Source organism: Adlercreutzia faecimuris, assembly GCF_022669055.1.
Taxonomy (GTDB): domain Bacteria; phylum Actinomycetota; class Coriobacteriia; order Coriobacteriales; family Eggerthellaceae; genus Enterorhabdus; species Enterorhabdus faecimuris.
Genome location: NZ_JAJMLW010000003.1, coordinates 482,655 through 501,546 on the forward strand (window position 1 = coordinate 482,655; position 18,892 = coordinate 501,546).

Genomic DNA, 18,892 nt, shown 5'->3' on the forward strand with positions numbered 1-18,892 from the left:
GCGCCCCTCGTCTTCGCTGGTAGGCCCGGCCGGGCTCGAACCGACAACCAAGGGATTATGAGTCCCCTGCTCCACCATTGAGCTACAGGCCCGCGTCCGCCTCGCGGCGGCGCATCGGCTATTCTAGCCTAAAAGCGCGCCGGGCGCGACGGACGCGGGCCGGCGGCGGGGAGGCGGGCGGCCCGCCCCCTTCGTTTCTCCACAAACTTACCCCTTGCGCCGCCGGCGGGGGAAGGCTAGAATAATCGAACGTCATCGGGCAGCAGCCCTGAGGACGCATCCGGTCGCTTGGCTCAGCGGGAGAGCATCGCCTTCACACGGCGGGGGTCACAGGTTCAAATCCTGTAGCGACCACCATGAACAGCAGGCCCCTCCACGGAGGGGCCTTTCTTATGCCCCGCGCCCGCGGGGCGCCCACGCCCGCGGCCCCGCGCCGCCGCGCGGGCCCGACCAGGAAGAGGCTAGGGCGCCATGATCCTCCAAACCGAGCACCTCTCGAAGTCCTACGGCGGACGCCAGCTGTTCCACGACGTCACCTTCCGCCTGGAGGAGTACGACCGCCTGGCGCTCGTGGGGCCCAACGGCGCGGGCAAGACGACGCTCCTGAACATCATCTCGGGCGAGGACGACCCCGACGAGGGGCGCATCCTGTTCGCCAAGGGGGCCCGGGTGGGCTACCTCGAGCAGGAGGCCATCGAGATGGGCGGGCTGCCCGTGTTCGAGGAGGTGCTCTCCAGCCAGGTGGAGGTGCTCGAGGCCGAGCAGCGCCTGCACAAGCTGGAGTCCGAGCTGGGCAGCGACCCCACCGAGGCGCAGCTGGCGGCCGTGGGGCGGGCCCGGGACGCCTACGAGATGATGGGCGGCTACTCGCTGGAGGCCAAGGTGAGAAGCGTGCTGTTCGGCCTGGGCTTCGCCGAGGCGGACATGGCGCGCTCCACCGACGAGTTCTCCGGCGGCTGGCAGATGCGCATCGCGCTCGCGAAGCTGCTCATCCGCAACCCCGAGGTGCTGCTGCTCGACGAGCCCACCAACCACCTCGACCTGGAGTCGGTCAAGTGGCTCGAGGGCTTCCTGCGCGGCTACGAGGGCACCGTCATCGTGGTCAGCCACGACCGCGCCTTCATGGACGCCATGGTCGACCGCGTGGCCGAGATCGACAACGGCCAGGTCAACCTCTACAAGGGCAACTACTCCAAGTACCTCGTCGCGCGCGAGGAGCGCCTCGAGCGCCTCAAGGCCGAGCGCGCCAAGCAGCTCGAGGAGATCGCGCACCTCCAGGCCTTCGTCGACCGCTTCCGCTACAAGGCCACCAAGGCCAAGCAGGCCCAGGAGCGCGAGCGGCGCATCGAGAAGATCAAGGAGACGCTGCCGGTCATCCCCGAGGAGAGGAAGACCGTGCGCTTCAACTTCCAGCAGCCGCCGCGCACCGGCGACGAGGTGGTGCGCGCCCGCGGCCTGGTGAAGCGCTTCGGCGAGAAGACGGTCTACGACGGCCAGGACTTCACGATGTACCGCGGCGACAAGGTGGCGCTCGTGGGCCCCAACGGCGCGGGCAAGTCCACCCTGCTCAAGATGATCGCCGGGGTGATGGCGCCCGACGCCGGCACCATCGACTACGGCGTCAACGTGAGCCTGACCTACTACGCCCAGCACCAGCTCGAGGAGCTGCACGCCGGCAACACCGTGTTCGAGGAGCTCGACCACGTGGCGCCCGGCTGGTCCATATCGCAGGTGCGCACGCTCCTGGGCGCGTTCCTCTTCAGCGGGGACGCGGTGGACAAGCGCGTGGGCGTGCTCTCCGGCGGCGAGAAGAGCCGGCTCGCGCTCGCCAAGATGCTCGTGGCGCCCAAGCCGCTTTTGTGCCTCGACGAGCCGACCAACCACCTCGACATCGCGAGCGCCGACATCCTGGAGCAGGCCCTGCGCCACTTCGAGGGCACCATCCTGTTCATCACCCACGACCGCCACCTCATCCGCTCGGTGGCCAACCGCATCGTGGAGGTGAAGCCGGGCAAGATCACCTGCTACGACGGCGACTACGACTACTACCTGTACAAGTCCGGCCAGCTGGACGGGCCCGCGCCCGCCGAGCGGTCGCTCGTCGACGACGTGTTCGACGAGGGCGCGGCGGGTCGCCCCGCCAAGGGGGCCAAGACGACGGTGACCGTCAACCGGCGCCGCGACCGCGCGGCCGCGCCGGCCCCGGCCGCCGCCCCGCTCACGGCGCCCAAGGCGAGCGCGCCCAAGACCAAGGAGCAGAAGCGCCGCGAGGCCGAGGCCCGCAACCGCGCCTACGCCGCGCTCAAGAACCACCGCAAGCGCATCGCCGAGCTGGACGCGCAGATGGAGCGCGACAACGCGCGCATGGAAGAGCTCCTGTCCCTCATGGCCGACCCCGGCTTCTACGTGAACGAGGACGCTTCCTCCGACGCCATCGCCGAGCACGCTGACCTGAAGCGGCGCCTGGCCGCGGCCGAGGAGGAGTGGCTTTCCCTCACCGAGGAGCTCGAGGCCGAGATGGCCCGCCAGCAGGAGCGCGCCTAGCGTGGATTTTCGGGGCGCGGCAGGAGTCGCGCCCCCGTTGGGGTACACTGTCAAGCTATGTCCAGCAACATCGAACTCATATATATCACCTGCTCCATCCTGAGCTTCGTGCCGGCCCTCGTGCTGCACGAGGTGGCCCACGGCTTCGCGGCGTGGAAGCTCGGCGACCCCACGGCCAAGCGCTCGGGGCGCCTGTCGCTCAACCCCCTCAAGCACATCGACCCCTTCGGCACGGTGATCCTGCCCCTCATGCTCATGCTCATGAACATGCCCGTCTTCGGCTACGCCAAGCCCGTGCCCTACAACCCGCGCTACTTCAAGGACCCGCGCAGAGGCGACGTCATCGTGGGCCTGGCGGGCCCGGCCGCCAACCTGGCCATGGCCTGCGTCGCGGCGGCGGTGGCGTGGCTGCTGCTCGACCCGGCGCGCGGCGGCCTGCTCTCCAACGATCTGTTCTCCTACTTCTACCTGTGGTTCCTTCCGCAGTTCGCGCTCGTGAACCTGTTCCTCATGTTCTTCAACCTGCTGCCCATCCCGCCGCTCGACGGCTCGTCCATCTTCGCCCTGCTCATCCCGGCTCGGTACCTGCCGAAGTACTACCGCATCCAGCAGTATGCCTTCCCCGTGTTCATGGTCGCGGTGGTGCTCCTGCCCTACCTCATCCACGTGAACCCGTTCTCGTGGTACCTGGGGGCGACGGCCGGCAACCTGGGCAACCTGCTGTTCCCGTTCCGCATCTACTAGGGGGCGCCCGTGTCGTACAAGGTTCGCATCGAGAGCTTCGAGGGCCCCTTCGACCTTCTGCTGTACCTGGTCAGCCGCCAGAAGGTGGACATTGGCGCCATCTCCATCACCGAGATCGCCGACCAGTACCTCGAGGAGGTCTCCCACATGGACGACCTCGACCTGGACGTGGCGAGCGACTTTCTGCTGGTGGCCTCGACGCTTCTGGAGATCAAGGCCCAGAGCCTCATCCCGCGCCCGCGCGACGAGGTGGACGAGGAGCTGGCCGAGCTCGCGCCGTCGGAGGCCCGCGACATCCTGGTGGCGCGCCTTCTGGAGTACAAGAAGTTCAAGAACGCGTCGGCGGCGCTCCACGCGCGCTTCATCGCCGAGGGCCGCATGCACACGCGCCCCTTCGGCCCGGACGCGCCGTTTCTGGCGCTCATGCCCGACTTCCTGCGCGGCGTGACCGTCGACTCGCTGGCGCTCCTGGCCGCGGCGGCCATGGCGCGGCGCGAGGTGTTCCTGCTGGAGTCCGAGCACATCGCCGCCAAGCCCATCCCCGTGGAGGTGCACGTGCGCGCCATCCACCAGCGCATCGTGAACCGCGGCCACCTCATGTTCTCCGACCTGGTGAGCGAGTCCACGGCGCCGGCCGTGGTGGTGGTCACGTTCCTGGCCATCCTGGAGCTGTACAAGCGGTCCATGGTGCGCCTCGAGCAGCGCGACGCGTTCGGCGACATCGCCATCGACTACATCGAGGGCTCGGGAGAGCTCAACCTGGAGGGGGCCGACGGGCTCACCTCCGTGGGCGAGGAGGGATAAGCCATGTTCCAGGGACTGCAGGAGGCGCAGGTCAAGGGCGCCGTCGAGGCGATGCTCTTCGTCACTGACGAGCCGGTGGGCGTCATCGCGCTGGCGGACATGCTGGAGTGCGACCCGGCGCTGGTGGAGCGCGCCTGCCACGAGCTGCGCGACGACCTGGCCGCGCGCGAGGGCGGCATCCAGCTGCGCGAGGTGGCCGGCGGCTGGCGGCTGTTCACGCACCCGGCCTACCACGAGCTGATCGAGCGCTACGTGCTGTCGTGGGACACGCGCAAGCTGTCGGGCGCGGCCATGGAGACGCTCGCCATCATCGCCTACACCCAGCCCGTCACCCGCGCCGGCATCGCGTCGGTGCGCGGCGTGAGCTCGGACAGCGCGGTCAACTCGCTGGTGGAGAAGGGGCTCGTGCGCGAGGCCGGCACCGCCGACACCCCGGGCAACCCGACGCTGTACGCCACCACCCGCGCCTTCCTGGAGAAGTTCGGGCTGCGCTCGCCCGCCGACCTGCCCGACCTGGCCGAGTTCGCGCCCGACGAGGAGACGCGCCGCCTCATCACCGAGCGCCTGAGCGCCACCCGGTCCGAGGCCGGCGTCACCGATGAGCAGGCGCGCCTCATGGCCGCCGACCTGGCCGAGGGCGACGAGGAGGCCTTCCTGTTCGAGGAGGAGGCCCTGCTCGGCCCGGACGCCGCGGCGGCGACGCTGGGCGCCGTGGCCGCGGGGGGCGCCGTCGCGCTCGCCGAGGGGGCGGCCGTGGCGGCCTGGGCGCCGGCCGAGCCGGACGCGCCGGCGGGCGCGCGCTCGGCCGAGGCGATGTTCGCCGAGGCCATCGCCTCGACGCTCGGCGTGGTCGACAAGATCGACTTCGACGCCCTCACCTTCGAGACCGACGATGAGTAGCGCCCCATGGGCGAGGTGAGGCTCCAGAAGTTCCTGGCGCGGGCCGGGGTGGCGTCGCGGCGCCATGCCGAGGAGCTCATCGCGGCGGGGCGGGTGACGGTGAACGGCGACGTCGCCGACGAGCTGGGCGTGAAGGTGGACCCGGATGCCGACGCGGTGGCGGTGGACGGCGCGCCCGTCGCCCCGCCGCGGGAGGCCGTCACCCTCATGCTCCACAAGCCGGCCGGCTACGTGACCACCATGGACGACCCCCAGGGGCGGCCCACCGTGGCCGGGCTCGTGCCCGCCGGCGAGCTGCCGGGGCTCTACCCGGTGGGGCGGCTGGACGCCGACACGACCGGCCTTCTGCTGTTCACCACCGACGGCGAGCTGGGGCACGCCCTCATGCACCCGCGCCGCCACGTCCCCAAGACCTACGTCGCCCTGGTGGAGGGCACGCCCGACGAGGGCGACCTCGACCAGCTGCGCCGCGGCGTGCGCCTGTCCGACGGCCTGACGCTGCCCGCGCGGGCGCACGTGGCCCGCGGCGAGGAGGCCGCCTGGGCCGCAGCGGCGGTGGGGGACGGCGCCGGGGCGAGCGGGCGGGCGCGCCGCCACGGCGGCCGGCGCTCGCGGGAGGCGCTTGCGGGCGGGGGCTCCTACGTGGTGGTGGAGCTGCGCCAGGGCCGCAAGCGCCAGGTGCGCCGCATGCTCGAGGCGGTGGGCCATCCCGTGATCGCCCTGCACCGCCAGGCGCTCGGCCCGCTGGACCTGGGGGGCCTGCCGCGCGGGGAGTGGCGCGAGCTCACGTGCGAGGAGGTCCGCGCCCTGCGCGACGCCTCGGCCTAGCGCGGGAGGAGGGCGCAGCGCGCCCGCGCCGCCCGCGGGGCGCGAACCGTGTGCGCCGTCCTCCGCCGTCCGCCCTGCTCCCTCCTCGCGCGCGCCCGCAGGGCGCGAACCGCGCGCGTCGCTCTTCGCCGCCCACCCCAAAGGTAAGCCGAAGGTTACGTTTTTCGCCATCCCTTCGTCTCGGTAACGAAACGGTACTAAACTGGGCGGTGGGAAGATCACGCCGCGGGAGCTTCGGGGAGGAGGGGCCTTTGGCGCGCAGGAGGTACATCATCGCGTTCGCCGCGACCATCGCCGTGGTGGCCCTGGCCGTCTGCGTCTACCTGGCCCAGCTCTCCGCGACCGTGGCGAGCAACCTCATGACCACCGTCGACGAGATATCCTGCCATGACGTCGAGACCATCGAGGGGTCGCTCGACGACTGCTACGGCCGCCTCATCTCGGCCGCCGAGCGCATGGAGCTCTACGACGTGGAGGACGTCCTCGTGGCCCAGGAGCGCCTGAACCTGGAGGCCGCCTCGTCGGGGGTGTTCGACGCGCTGTACCTGCTCGACGCCGACGGCACGCTCTATAGCAGCTCGTACGTGCGCATCGCCGCGGCGGACCACGCCTACGACGAGATGCTCGCCGACGGCCGCGAGCACTTCGTCATGCTCTACGACGACGCGAACGGCCGGCTGGAGACGACCAAGGAGTCGCTCGTCTACGGGGTGCGCCTCACCGGCGTGGCCTTCGGCGGCCACGAGTTCGTCGCCATCCTCGGCCGCAGCGACGTGGGCGCCATCCGCAACCAGCTGCTCATCGAGAGCTTCGACGGCCAGGGCGTGTCGAGCGTGGTCAACTCCCAGGGCTACTACATCGTCGGCGCCTCGGCCGCCACCGACCTGGCCGGCCGCGACAACTTCTACGACATGCTGCTCGCCGGCAGCATCGAGGGCGGCGTGACCATCGACGACGTGCGCCGCAACATATCGGAGGGGAAGAGCTTCACCATCGACTGCACCAACGCCGAGGGGGAGCACCTGGTGCTGAGCTTCGCCCCGGTGGAGGGCACCACCTGGTCGTTCATCATGGCCGTGCCCTCCCATGTGTTCGAGGAGCGATTCGCCCCGTTCATCACCATGACCTCCTTCATGCTCGCGGCCGTGGTGGTGGCCCTCGGGGTGATGCTGCTGCTCATCTTCCGCTTCATGAAGCGCTCGGTGTCGGCGAAGGCCGAGGCGGCCGCCCGCGCCGAGTTCCTGTCGAACATGAGCCACGAGATCCGCACGCCGCTCAACGGCATCATCGGCCTGAACCACCTGATGGAGCGCCACCTGGACGACCGCGAGGCCATGGAGGCCCACGTGCGCAAGCTCGGCAGCGCCGCCCGCTACCTGCTGGCGCTCGTCAACGACATCCTGGACGTGTCGAAGCTCCAGGCGGGCAAGGTGGTCCTGTGCCACGAGCCCCTCGACATGGGCGCCCTCATCGAGAGCGCCTGCGAGATGCAGCGCGGGCCGATGGCCGCCAAGGGCGTCGAGTTCCGGCGCGAGGGGGGCGAGCTGCCCTGGCCGCGCCTGGTGGGGGACGAGGTGCGCCTGGAGCAGGTGCTCATGAACATCCTGTCCAACGCCGTGAAGTTCACGCCCGAGGGCGGCGCGGTCACGCTCGGGGCCGCGCAGGAGGCGGCGCCGGGAGGCCGCGTGACGACCGTCATCACGGTGGCCGACACGGGCTGCGGCATGACGCCCGAGTTCCAGCGGCAGATCTTCGACGCGTTCACCCAGGAGCGCAACCGCAACGCCGAGAGCCAGAAGGGCACCGGGCTGGGGATGTCCATCAGCCACATGCTCGTCACCCAGATGGGCGGGGAGCTCTCGGTGGAGAGCGTCCTGGGCGAGGGGTCATGCTTCACCGTGCGGGTGACGATGCCCCGGGCCGCCGCGGCCGGGGACGCGGGGGCGCAGGACGCGCCGGGCGCGCCCGCTGGCGGGGGCGGGGCGGCCGACGGCCTGCCCGCGTCTGCGGCCGGGGACGGCGCGCCCGCCGAGCCGCCTGCGCCCGCGGCGCCGGCCGCGGCGGTGCGCGTGCTCGTGGCCGAGGACAACGAGCTCAACGCCGACATCATCTCGAGTATCCTCGCGGAGGAGGGCTACGTCGTGGACGTGGCCGCCGACGGCCGCCAGGCGGTCGATGCCTTCGCCGCCTCGCCCGTCGGCTCCTACGCCGCCATCCTCATGGACGCCCAGATGCCCGTGCTCGACGGCTGCGGCGCGGCCCGCGAGATCCGCGCGCTCGACCGCCCCGACGCCGCGGCGGTGCGCATCTTCGCCTGCACCGCGTCCACCTTCGCCGAGGACCGCGCCCGCGCGCTCGCCAGCGGCATGGACGATTTCTTGGCCAAGCCGCTCGACGTGCGCGTGATGCTCGAGAAGCTCGCCGAGGTGGGAAGGAGCCGCCCATGAGCGCCCGCCCCCGCTTTTCCGCCCGCGCCGCCCGGCGCCTGGCCGCCCTCGCCGCCGCGGCGGCGCTCGCCTGCGCGCTTCTGCCCGCGGCCGGCTGCGGGCCGGCCGAGGAGCCGGTGCACCTGACCATCAAGGTGCCCCGCACGAGCCACAGCGTGTCCTTCGACCCGGACGTCACCCAGATCGACCAGGTGATCGCCGCCGCCGCCGAGGACTTCGCCGCCTCCTACGACGGGCCGCCGGTCGAGGTGGAGGTGGAGGTCTTCGAGCAGAACCGCTACGACGAGGCCGTCGTGGGCTGCTTCGACACGCCGCGGGCCGCCGACGTGCTCTACGGCGACTACTTCAACATATCCACCTACGTCCACAGCGGGCGCGTGGTGTCGCTCGACGACGTCATCGACCCGGCCGTGCGCGCCGACGTCTACGACTACCTGTGGTCCATGAGCGAGGTGGGCGGTCGCACCTACCTCATGCCGTACCTGGCGCGGCAGAACGTGCTGGCCTACAACAAGGAGCTCTTCCACGCCGCGGGGCTCGACGGCTACGTGCGCGACGGCGTCATCCAGTCGTGGACGCGCGAGGAGTGGGAGCAGGTGCTCGACGCCCTGGCGGCCAACCTGCCCGAGGGCACGTTCCCGATGATGATGTACGCCCACAGCTCCCAGGGCGACACCCACGTGATGACGCTCCTGCGCAGCGCCGGGTCGCCCTTCTTCGACGACGAGGGCCGCTTCGCCCTGTCCGAGCCCGCCGGCGTCGAGGCGCTGCGGTGGCTCCAGGACGGCGTGGCGCGGGGCTGGTACCCGCCCCATGCCGAGAACCTGGAGATCGAGGACTGCTCGAGCCTGTTCCGCAACGGCCAGCTGGCCATCTACATGGTGAACAACGTGTCGCTCGGGCGCTACGGCGACAGCATCGGGCTGGTCAACTTCCCCGGCCCGGGCCCGGAGGGCTGCGCGACCACGTTCGTGTCAGGCTTCGAGGTGTTCGACAACGGCGACGCGCGCACGGTGCAGGCGGCCAAGGACTTCATCGCCTACGTCTACGGCGACGCCGGGTGGCTCGACTACGCGGCGGGGACGCTGCCGGCCTCCCAGGCGGTGGCCGAGCGCTACGGCGACGACATCCCCGGTTTCGACCTGTTCCGCGCCAACGCCCGCAACGTGGTGGACTTCACCGGCACCAACCCCAACACCCGCGGCGTGCGCGAGGTGTTCTACCTGTGCATGGCCGACCTCCTGCGCGGGGAGGCGACCCCCGAGGAGGTGGCCGCGGCCATCGACGGGCAGTGCAACCGCGCCATCGACGAGGGCTGGGCCGCCAGCGAGCTGCACCCCTAGCGCCGCAGCGCGGGCCCCGCAGCCCGGAAACTTGCCGGATTCGCGCCATTCGCCCTGGCCGCGCCCGCCGATGGTGCTACGATAGGGCGTCGCACGCGGGGCGGGGAGGCCCGCCCGCGCGCCGCGAGCGGGAAGGCCCGCCCGCGAGCCCCCACCCGAGGACGGAAGAGAACCGTGACCGATCCCATCGCGGCCCCCGCGGCCGCCGACACCCCCGGCGCCGACGCCGCGCGCCGCCAGCCCTTCGACGCCATCGCCATCGTGGGCCTGGGCCTCATCGGCGCCTCGCTCGCCGCCGCCGTCACCGAGGCCTTCCCCGACGCCGAGGTCGTCGGCGTCGACGTGGACGCCCGCGCCCGCGCCCTCGCCGCCGAGCGCGGCTGGACGGCCCGGGCCCTGGCCCCGGACGACCCGGCGCTGGCCGACTTCGTGCGCGAGCGCTGCGACCTGGTGGTCATCGCCACGCCCGTGGCCTGCGTGGACGACTACTTCCGCGCGCTGGCCGACTGGGGCTTCGACGGCGTCGTCACCGACACCATCTCCACCAAGGCCCACGTGCTCGAGGCGGCCGCCGACCTTCTGCCCGAGCCGCGTAACTACGTGCCGGGCCACCCGATGACCGGGTCCGAGGTCAACGGCGTCGACGGCGCGCGCACCGACCTGTTCAAGGGGACGAACTGGATCCTCTGCCCCGACGCCGACACGGTGCCCGAGCACTTCCAGCGCCTCCACGAGCTCATCACCGGGATGGAGGCGCGCGTCGTGTCGCTGCGCCGCGAGGAGCACGACCGCGCCGTGGCCATCGTGAGCCACGTGCCGCACATGGTGGCGTCCTCCCTCGTCGAGCTGGCCAGCCGCCACGCCGACGACACCCAGTCGCTCATGCGCCTGGCCGCGGGCGGCTTCAAGGACACCACCCGCGTGGCCGCCGGCTCGCCGAAGCTGTGGTGCGGCATCGCCTTCGACAACGCGGCCGCCCTGCGCGACGGGCTCGTGGAGATGCAGGGCATCATCGGGTCGTTCGTCGACGCGCTCGAGGCCGGCGACCGCGGTGCGTTCACCGACCTCCTCGTCCAGGCCGCCGACGCCCGCCGGGCGTTGCCGGCCGCCTGGGTGCCCTCCACCGACAACCTGCTGGAGGTGCGCGTGCCCATGGTCAACCGCGCCGGCGTCGTGGCCGAGGTGACCACCATCGCCAGCTCCGTCGGCTGCAACATCCAGTCCATCGAGATCGACCACGTGTCCGAGGGCAACGCCGTGCTCTCCCTCATCCTCACCGACGAGGGGGACGTGGGCCAGCTCTCGCTCCAGCTCATCAAGGCCGGCTTCTCCGTGTCGTTCAGCCCCATCCTGGTGAAGGAGTACGCCCATGTCGACTAGCCCCGCCCCCGGCGCCCCGCGCGCCTTCGGCCCCGAGACCCTCATCGAGCCCCTGTGCGGCCCGCTCGCAGGCGAGGCGCGCGTGCCGGGGGACAAGTCCATCTCGCACCGCGCGGTCATCTTCGCCGCCATGGCCGAGGGCACGTCCCGCCTCACCGGCGTGCTCGACTCCCAGGACGTGCGCTCGTCCATCGGCGCCGTGCACGCCCTCGGGGCCGCGCCCGACCTGGCCGTCCAGCCCGACGGCAGCCTGGCCGGCACCGTCACCGGCTGGGGCGCGGCCGGCCCGCGCCAGCCCGCCGGCCCCATCGACTGCGGCAACTCCGGCACCACGGCGCGCCTGCTCATGGGCGTTGTGGCCCCGTGGCCCGTCACCGTCGAGCTCACCGGCGACGAGTCGCTCCAGCGCCGCCCCATGCGCCGCATCACCGCGCCGCTCATGAAGATGGGCGCGCGCTTCGAGCCCGCCGGGCGCGAGACGCTGCCCCTCACGGAGACGGGCAGCGCCGCCCTGCGCGCCATCGACTACGACGCGCCCATGGCGTCGGCCCAGCTCAAGACGGCGGTGCTCCTGGCCGGCGTCTTCGCCCACGGCACCACGACGCTGCGCGAGCCCGCGCCGTCGCGCAACCACACCGAGCTCATGCTGCCGGAGTTCGGCGTGCCCACCACGGCCGCCGCGCGCCTGGCGTCGGTGACCGGGCCGGCCGCCATGACGGCCGCCGACGTGACGGTGCCGGGCGACCCCTCCTCGGCCGCCTTCCCCGTGTGCGCCGCCCTCATGCGGCCGGGCAGTCGCCTCACGGTGGAGAACGTGAGCCTCGCGCCCGCGCGCACCGGCTTCGTGCGCACCCTCGAGCGCATGGGCGCCGACATCGCGGTGCGCCACGAGGGCCAGGAGGGCAAGGAGCCCCGCGGCGCCATCGACGTGGCCTACACGCCCGTCCTGCGCGGCTGCGAGGTGCCGGCCCAGCACATCGCCTCGCTCGTGGACGAGGTGCCGGTGCTCGCGCTGGTGGCGGCCCGCGCCCGCGGCGTCACCGTCTTCAAGGACGTGTCCGAGCTGCGCGTGAAGGAGACCGACCGCCTGGCCGCCATCATCGAGGGGCTCGCGCTGCTCGGCGTGGAGGCCTGGGAGGACGGCGACGACCTGTGCGTCGAGGGCGACCCGGCGCTCGAGGTGCCCGCGGGGCTCGTCTTCGACTCCCGCGGCGACCACCGCCTGGCCATGACCTGGGCGCTGGTGGGCCTCACCGGGCAGGTGCCCGTCACGGTGCGCGACTTCGGCTGCGTGGCCGTGAGCTACCCGAACTTCCTCGACGACATGGAAAGGCTGGCGAAGTAGATGATCATCGCGATCGACGGGCCCTCCGGGGCCGGCAAGTCCACCGTGGCCAAGGCGGTGGCGAAGAAGCTGGGGTTCTCGTGCCTGGACACCGGCGCGATGTACCGCGCCATCGCCTGGCAGGCCGTGGCCGACGGCGTGCCCTTCGACGACGACGCCGCGCTCGGGCAGGTGGCGCGCACCCACGAGATCGCCTTCGGGCACGTCGAGGGCGACCCGGTGCCCAAGCGCGTCTTCATCGGCGGGGTCGAGGTGACCGACGCCATCCGCACCGCCGAGATCGACCGCGCGGTGAGCCCCGTGTCGGCCGCGCCCTCGGTGCGTGAGGCGCTCGTCGAGCAGCAGCGCCGCATCGGGCGCGCCGGCGACTACGTGGTCGAGGGCCGCGACATCGGCACGGTGGTGTTCCCCGAGGCGCCGGTGAAGGTGTTCCTCACCGCGTCGGACGAGGAGCGGGCGCACCGCCGCGTGCGCCAGAACGTCGACCGCGGCATCGGCTCCATCGACTACGACGAGGTGCTGGCCGACCTGCGCCGCCGCGACGAGATCGACTCGAGCCGCGCCACGTCGCCCCTGCGCCCGGCCGACGACGCCGTGCGCCTGGACTCGACGGGGCGCTACATCGAGGATGTGATCGACGAGATCTGCGCGCTGGCCGACGAGGCGCGCGCCTAGGGCGGACGGCGCCGCGCCCGGCGCGCGGGTGCGCCGGGCACGGGCGAGGCGCTCTGGGCGTGCTGCGTCAGGCGGCGACGCGGGCGGGTGCGCCGAGTGCGCCGCGTTGGGCGTGCCGGGCGGCGCGTCGGGCGATGGAAGGGAGGCGGGAGGCCGTGAGCCTGTTCCTGTCATCAGAGCAGATGTGGGACATGCCCCTGGGGGGCACGTCCGACGCCAGGCAGATGCCCCACTGGCTGGGCAACGTCCTGTGGGCGTTCCTCGGCGCGGTGTTCAAGGTGTGCTTCCGCTACCGGGTGGACAACCGCCAGGCCCTGCGCGGGTTCGCGGGCGAGACGGGCGTCGTCGTCATCGGCAACCACACGTCGTTCCTGGACGTGGTGTTCATGTACCTGTCGGCCCGGCCCTCCCAGTGGATCCGCTTCATGGGCCGCGACACCCTCTTCGCCAACGCCCACGGCCTGGTGGGGCAGATCCTCACGCGCGTGGGCGCCTTCCCCGTCAAGCGCGACTCGGCCGACCGCACCGCCATCAAGCGCGCCGCCGCCATGCTCAAGCGCGACGAGGTGGTGGGCATCATGCCCGAGGGCACCCGCCGCGGCAAGAGCGACACCGAGCCCGAGCTGCACGCCGGCGCCGCGTTCATCGCCCGCATGGGCCACGCGCCCATCCTACCCATGACCGTGCGCAACGCCGAGAAGATCAAGGAGAAGGGGCGCTTCTTCCGCTTCCCCAAGGTGACGATCGAGTACGGCAGCCCGCTGCTCCTGGGCGACTTCGACTTCCTGCCGAAGGACGAGCGGCTCGAGGGCTGCACCTGGTACGCCATGCGCGAGGTCTTCGCGCTGTCGCTGCGCATCCCCGCCGCCGAGGTGCGCATGGACGAGCTGTTCCCCCACGCCCGCGACTACGCGGCCGTCTTCGCCGAGCACCCGGTGCCGACCCACACCACCGAGGAGATCGTGGCCGGCATCCGCGCCCAGCGCGCCGCCCGCGAGCAGGCCGCCGCCGACGCATAGCCCCAAGCCCGCGGGCGTCTCGCGGAGCACTGCGGGCGCGGAGCCTGAGGCGCGCGGGCGGCCCGTCGGCGGGGGGGGATTGGCGGCGACGAGGTGATTTCTGGCCGTTTTGGCCATGAATTCCGCAGCGAAGGAGCGCTTCGGCGGCGCAGGGCCTCTTCTTCGCGCGCACGACCTGGGAAAACTCCGCGATGGCGAGCAGGGGAGGGGGGTTGCCCGCTAGACATCGCGGAATTCATGGCCAAAACGGCCAGAAATCCCGTCTCCCGCCTTGTTCTGCGTAGGCGTCCCTTGCGTCCTCCGAAAGCACGCCGGACGCATGCGTATCGTGAGGGCCCTCGCGTGCAGCGGTAATGTCCGTCCGTGGATTCGGGGGAGCCCCCGCTTCGCCTATGTCGCCCCATTCCCGCGTAGCCGGCCGCCCCGTTCCCGTCTGCGTTCCTCCATTCCCGTAAGCGCGCCGGGTGCATGCGCATCGTGAGGGTCATCGCGTACAGCGGTAATGTCCGTCCGTGGATTCGTGGGATCCTCCGCACGCAGCGGTTGCGCCTGCGGATTCGGGCTCAGTCGGCTGTCGTGTGCCGCGTCGCCTCTGTCGCGCTTCTATGCCCCCATGCCCGCGCAACTCGCCGTTCCGTGCCTGCGCTGCGTCCCCTCCATTCTCGAGAGCGCGCCGGGTGTATGCGTGTCGTGGGAGCCCTCGCGCGCAGCGGGAGCGCCTGCGGATTCGGGAGAGCCCATGCGTCCGCCTCCGCGGGCGATGGAAGGGGTGATATCCCGTATTTTTTGGCAAGATCTGCCCGAAACCCCGCGATATCACATCGTCATGCTGGAAAATGCGACTTATCACACCGCCGCGTGGGCAGCTTGGAAGGCCGGGAAGGCGTGCCGGGGCGTTTCGCCTGGAAAGAGCCGCGGCTAACTTCCCAGCGCGCCGAATCGCGGTGCTTTTCGGTGTGATAAGTCGAGAAAAGCGGCAGCGGCGCCGAGGCGGCGTGCGCTGACAGGCGGGTCGACGGCGGCTCCAGGGAGGGATGCGCTGTCGAGCGGGGCGGCGGGCGCGCCGAGGCGGGGCCGCCGCCGAGGATGCCGGGCCGACCCGGCCAGTTGGGCGAAGGGAGCAGCCATGGAGGTCATACGCGCGGGCAAGGCGGGGGCGTGCTACGGGGTGCAGCGGGCCCTCGACATGGCCGACGAGGTGCTGGCCGCGGGCGGGCGCGCCTACACGCTCGGGCCGCTCATCCACAACCCGCAGGTGGTGGCCGACCTGGCCGCCCGCGGCGCCGAGGCCGTGGGGTCGGTGGGGGAGGTGGCCGCCCGCGAGGCGGCCCTGGCGCCTGGCGGCGCGCCCGCCCGCCGAGACGCCCGCGACGCCGACGCATCCGCCCCCGCCCTCGTCGGCGCGGCCCCGGCCGGCGCCGCGCCGAGCGCATCTGCGCCCGCCGTCCCGCACGGGGGCGGGATGGCCGCGGGCGTGCTCGAGGCGCTCTGGGCCGACGCCGCCCCTGCCGCTGCCCTCGCCGACGCGCCTGCTTCCGCGTCTGCCGCCCCTGCCGACGCCGCCCCCGCGACGCCCAACGCACCCGCCGGTGCGCCCGCGTCGGTGGTCATCCGCAGCCACGGGGTGACGCCGGACGTGCTCGACGCCGTGGAGGAGGCCGGCTTCACGTTGGTGGACGCCACGTGCCCGCACGTGTCCCGCGCCCAGCACGCCGCCGCCGAGCTCGCCCGCGCGGGCTGCCGCGTGGTGGTGCTGGGCGAGGCGCGTCATCCCGAGGTGGAGGGGCTGACCGCCTGGGCGCGCGAGGCCGGCGGCAAGGTGGACGTGGTGGCCGGTCCCGACGACATCCCCGAGGGGCTCTACGATCCCATCGGCGTGGTGGCCCAGACCACCCAGCGTCGCGAGAACCTCGACGCAGTGGTGGCCGCCTTGCGCGAGCGCGGGCTCGACCCGCTGGTGAAGAACACCATCTGCTCGGCCACGGGCCAGCGCCAGCAGGCGGCCGCCGAGCTGGCCGGCACGGTGGACGCCATGGTGGTCATCGGCGGGCGCAACTCGTCGAACACGACGCGCCTGGCCGAGATCTGCGCCCAGGGCTGCCCGCGCGCCTTCCACATCGAGTCCGCTGACGAGCTCGACCCCGCCTGGTTCTCCGGCTGCGCCCGCGTCGGCGTCACCGCCGGCGCCTCCACCCCCGAAGACCAGATAGCCGCCGTGGAGGCCCGTCTCCGCAGTCTGTAGGCGCCGCCGACTGGACGGCTGGGCGCTCGTGCCGGCCCCGCGCCTGCGCGCCTCCCGCCTGCGCGTCGACGGCGTGCGTGCCGCGGTGCCGCGGCCGCGCGGACGGCGCCTCGCCGGAGCCTGGCGATGCGGGCGATGGCCTATACTGGGCGGGTACCCGCGAGAAGGAGCCTCCCATGCCCGAGCGTCACCCCGCCGATCCCGCCTTCGCCATCGCGCCCGCGGACGCCGCTGCCCTCGGGCCGGCGGGCACGGACGCGCTCGTCGACGAGCTGATGGCGCTCTACGCCGCGGCGCAGGAGGCTGCGGCCGGCACCGACAACGACCCGCGGTGGGCTATGGGCGTCCACCCCTCCCGCGCCATGCTCGCCGACGCGATCGCCGGGGGCGGTCTCATCGCGGCCCGCGAGGGCGGGCGCGCGGAGCGCCTGGCCGGCGCGCTCATCCTGAACGGGGAGTGCGCGCCCGGCTACGAGGCGGTACCCTGGGGCGTCGACGCGATCGCCGGCGAGGTGGCCGTCGTCCACCTGCTGGCCGTGCGCCCCGACCTGCGCGGCCGCGGGCTGATGCGCGCGCTCATGGGGGCCGCGGCCCAGGCGGCGCGCGCCCGCGGCTGCCGCGTCATCCGCCTGGACACCCTCGTGGGCAACGTGGGCGCCCAGCGCGCCTACGAGCGCCTCGGCCTCGCCTGTCGCGGCGCCCACCGCCTGGCCTACGACGCCAACTACGACAACCCCGCCGAGCCCAACTTCGTCCTCTACGAGTGGGAGCTGTAGGGAGAACTCGGCAAACACGCGCCTCTCTGCAAATCGCGACGGTTCTGCACTCGCGGTGAGCCGTTGGAGGCGCCTTTGCGCCGTAAGGAATTTTGCTGACCTGGGGTTTTGTTCGCAACCATCCGGGCGTCGCGCTGGCAGACTTCGTGAAGACGGTGCAAAACCGCCGCGATTTGCAAAGAGGGCGTCCGATTGCGATGACGTCGGCGCGCCCGGGGCGTGCGAACCGGTATAATCGCGGCCATGGCGATCTATCCCACAGACGACATCGAGCGGCAGGCGGCGCGCGACGCGGCCCGGGCCGGCGCGCCCGGCGCCCCGGACGCCCCGGGCGACCCGACGGCCTGTCCGGCCCCCACCCCGGACGCGCTCGACCCCGCCGCCTCGGGCGCGCTCGACCCCGCCGCGCCCGCCGCCCCGCACGCCCCGGCGGCCTGCCCGGCCCCCGCGGCGCCCACGGCCGCCGACCGGGCCGCGGCGGCGCATCCCGGGCCCGCGGCGCTCATCGCGGCGGTCGAGGAGGGCTCCCCGGCGTGGGAGGTCGGCCTGGAGCCCGGCTGCTACCTCACCTCCGTGGACGGCGCGCCCCTGCGCGACATCGTCGACTGGCGCTGGCTCGCCTGCGACGAGACCGTGCGCGTGGGCTACATCGACCTCGACGGTGAGGAGGGCGAGGTCGAGCTCGAGCGCGCGTGCGGCCAGGACTGGGGCGTCACGTTCCAGGGCGTCGTCTTCGACCGCGTGCGCCTGTGCCGCAACGCCTGCGTGTTCTGCTTCATGCGGCAGCTGCCCGAGGGTAGCCGCGCCTCGCTCAGCCTGCGCGACGACGACTTCCGCCTGAGCTTTCTGGCCGGCACCTTCGTCACGCTCACCAACCTCACGGCCGACGACGAGGCGCGCATCGTCGAGCAGCGCATGAGCCCCCTGCGCGTGAGCCTCCATGCCTCCGACCCCGACCTGCGCCGGCGCATGATCGGACGGCACGCCCAGCACGGCCTGGACGCGCTCGAGCGGCTGCTCGCCGCCGGCATCGAGGCGCACTGCCAGATCGTGCTCATGCCGGGCGTCAACGACGGCGACGCCCTGCGCGAGACGCTCGCGTGGGCCTACGCGCGCCCCGGCATCGTGGACGTCGGCATCGTGCCGCTCGGCTACACGCGCCACCAGGAGCGCCTCGAGCGCAGCTTCGACGCGCCCGACGCCGCCGCGGCCGTGCTCGCCGACATCGAGCCCTTCCAGCGCCGGGCGCTGGCCGAGCGCGGCACGCCGTGGGTCTTCGCCGCCGACGAGTTCTACCGCAACGCCTACCTCGCCGACACCCCGGCCCACGTCCCGCCGGCCGCGGACTACGGCGACTTCAGCCTGTTCGAGGACGGCATCGGCATCATCCGCTCCTACGTCGACGACTTCGCCGCCGCCTGCGAGGGCGGTCTGGCCGCGCGCGCCGCGGCCGCCATCGACGCGGCCGGGCGCCCCGTGCGCCTGGTGGTGGGTGAGGCCATGCAGCCCTGGCTCGACGCGCTCTTGGCGGAAAGTCCGCTTGCGGGCCGCGTCGTGCCCCTCACGGTGCGCAACCGCTTCTACGGCGGCAACGTCACCGTGACCGGCCTGCTCGCCGGCCGCGACATCGCCGCCGCCATCCGCGCGGAGGGGGCGGGCGGCTCCCCGTCCCCCCTCTACGTCGTCCCGCGCGTCATCCTGAACGACGCCGGCGTCACCCTCGATGACATGACCGTGCCGTCTGTGGAGAAGGAGGCGGGCGCGCCGCTCGCCGTGGTATCCTGTAACCCCCAGGAATACCTGACCGAGATCATCGCCCTTCTGGCCGCGCCGGACGCCTGCTAG

The 18,892-nt window shown here is 72.6% G+C and carries 14 protein-coding genes and 2 tRNA genes; 15 read left to right on the forward strand and 1 reads right to left on the reverse strand.

What is annotated here, in order from left to right; genetic code table 11:
- Nucleotides 1-17 precede the first annotated feature (17 nt).
- A tRNA-Ile gene (locus LPT13_RS10045) sits at nt 18-92 on the reverse strand.
- 190 nt (nt 93-282) lie between these two features.
- Here LPT13_RS10045 and LPT13_RS10050 point away from each other — a divergent pair.
- The 15 genes from LPT13_RS10050 to LPT13_RS10120 all read left to right on the forward strand — a co-directional run bounded on the left by LPT13_RS10050 (nt 283) and on the right by LPT13_RS10120 (nt 18,892).
- A tRNA-Val gene (locus tag LPT13_RS10050) sits at nt 283-357 on the forward strand.
- Nucleotides 358-471: 114 nt separating this feature from the next.
- Nucleotides 472-2,544, forward strand: coding sequence for a ribosomal protection-like ABC-F family protein (abc-f, locus tag LPT13_RS10055; protein ID WP_242166160.1), 2,073 nt, complete (start codon nt 472-474; stop codon nt 2,542-2,544).
- A gap of 57 nt (nt 2,545-2,601) precedes the next feature.
- Nucleotides 2,602-3,288: a site-2 protease family protein gene (locus tag LPT13_RS10060; protein ID WP_242166163.1), complete on the forward strand. Its 687-nt coding sequence runs from the start codon at nt 2,602-2,604 to the stop codon at nt 3,286-3,288.
- A 9-nt stretch (nt 3,289-3,297) separates the two neighbouring features.
- A complete protein-coding gene (locus LPT13_RS10065) occupies nt 3,298-4,092 on the forward strand; it encodes a segregation and condensation protein A (RefSeq protein WP_242166165.1) in 795 nt (264 codons plus the stop codon).
- 3 nt (nt 4,093-4,095) lie between these two features.
- Nucleotides 4,096-4,992, forward strand: coding sequence for an SMC-Scp complex subunit ScpB (gene scpB, locus LPT13_RS10070; RefSeq protein WP_242166167.1), 897 nt, complete (start codon nt 4,096-4,098; stop codon nt 4,990-4,992).
- Nucleotides 4,993-4,998: 6 nt separating this feature from the next.
- On the forward strand, nt 4,999-5,820 hold the full coding sequence (locus LPT13_RS10075; RefSeq protein ID WP_242166168.1) for a pseudouridine synthase: 822 nt from the start codon (nt 4,999-5,001) through the stop codon (nt 5,818-5,820).
- Between the two features lie 251 nt (nt 5,821-6,071).
- The gene (locus LPT13_RS10080; protein WP_242166169.1) at nt 6,072-8,267 is read left to right on the forward strand and encodes a hybrid sensor histidine kinase/response regulator; all 2,196 of its coding nucleotides are present in this window, start codon (nt 6,072-6,074) and stop codon (nt 8,265-8,267) included.
- On the forward strand, nt 8,264-9,610 hold the full coding sequence (locus LPT13_RS10085) for an ABC transporter substrate-binding protein (protein ID WP_242166170.1): 1,347 nt from the start codon (nt 8,264-8,266) through the stop codon (nt 9,608-9,610). Before LPT13_RS10080 ends, LPT13_RS10085 begins: the two co-directional genes overlap by 4 nt.
- Before the next feature lie 174 nt (nt 9,611-9,784).
- On the forward strand, nt 9,785-10,990 hold the full coding sequence (locus LPT13_RS10090; RefSeq protein ID WP_242166171.1) for a prephenate dehydrogenase/arogenate dehydrogenase family protein: 1,206 nt from the start codon (nt 9,785-9,787) through the stop codon (nt 10,988-10,990).
- Nucleotides 10,980-12,335 carry a 3-phosphoshikimate 1-carboxyvinyltransferase gene (aroA, locus tag LPT13_RS10095; RefSeq protein ID WP_242166172.1) on the forward strand — a complete coding sequence of 452 codons (1,356 nt, stop codon included), beginning with the start codon at nt 10,980-10,982 and terminating at the stop codon, nt 12,333-12,335. Before LPT13_RS10090 ends, aroA begins: the two co-directional genes overlap by 11 nt.
- Nucleotides 12,336-13,010, forward strand: coding sequence for a (d)CMP kinase (cmk, locus tag LPT13_RS10100; RefSeq protein WP_242166173.1), 675 nt, complete (start codon nt 12,336-12,338; stop codon nt 13,008-13,010).
- 155 nt (nt 13,011-13,165) lie between these two features.
- Nucleotides 13,166-14,029 carry a lysophospholipid acyltransferase family protein gene (locus LPT13_RS10105; RefSeq protein ID WP_242166175.1) on the forward strand — a complete coding sequence of 288 codons (864 nt, stop codon included), beginning with the start codon at nt 13,166-13,168 and terminating at the stop codon, nt 14,027-14,029.
- 1,126 nt (nt 14,030-15,155) lie between these two features.
- The gene (gene ispH / locus LPT13_RS10110) at nt 15,156-16,271 is read left to right on the forward strand and encodes a 4-hydroxy-3-methylbut-2-enyl diphosphate reductase (protein ID WP_242166176.1); all 1,116 of its coding nucleotides are present in this window, start codon (nt 15,156-15,158) and stop codon (nt 16,269-16,271) included.
- Nucleotides 16,272-16,447: 176 nt separating this feature from the next.
- Complete coding sequence (locus LPT13_RS10115; protein WP_242166179.1) at nt 16,448-17,047, forward strand: GNAT family N-acetyltransferase; 600 nt, start codon at nt 16,448-16,450, stop codon at nt 17,045-17,047.
- Nucleotides 17,048-17,290: 243 nt separating this feature from the next.
- Complete coding sequence (locus tag LPT13_RS10120) at nt 17,291-18,892, forward strand: DUF512 domain-containing protein (protein WP_242166181.1); 1,602 nt, start codon at nt 17,291-17,293, stop codon at nt 18,890-18,892.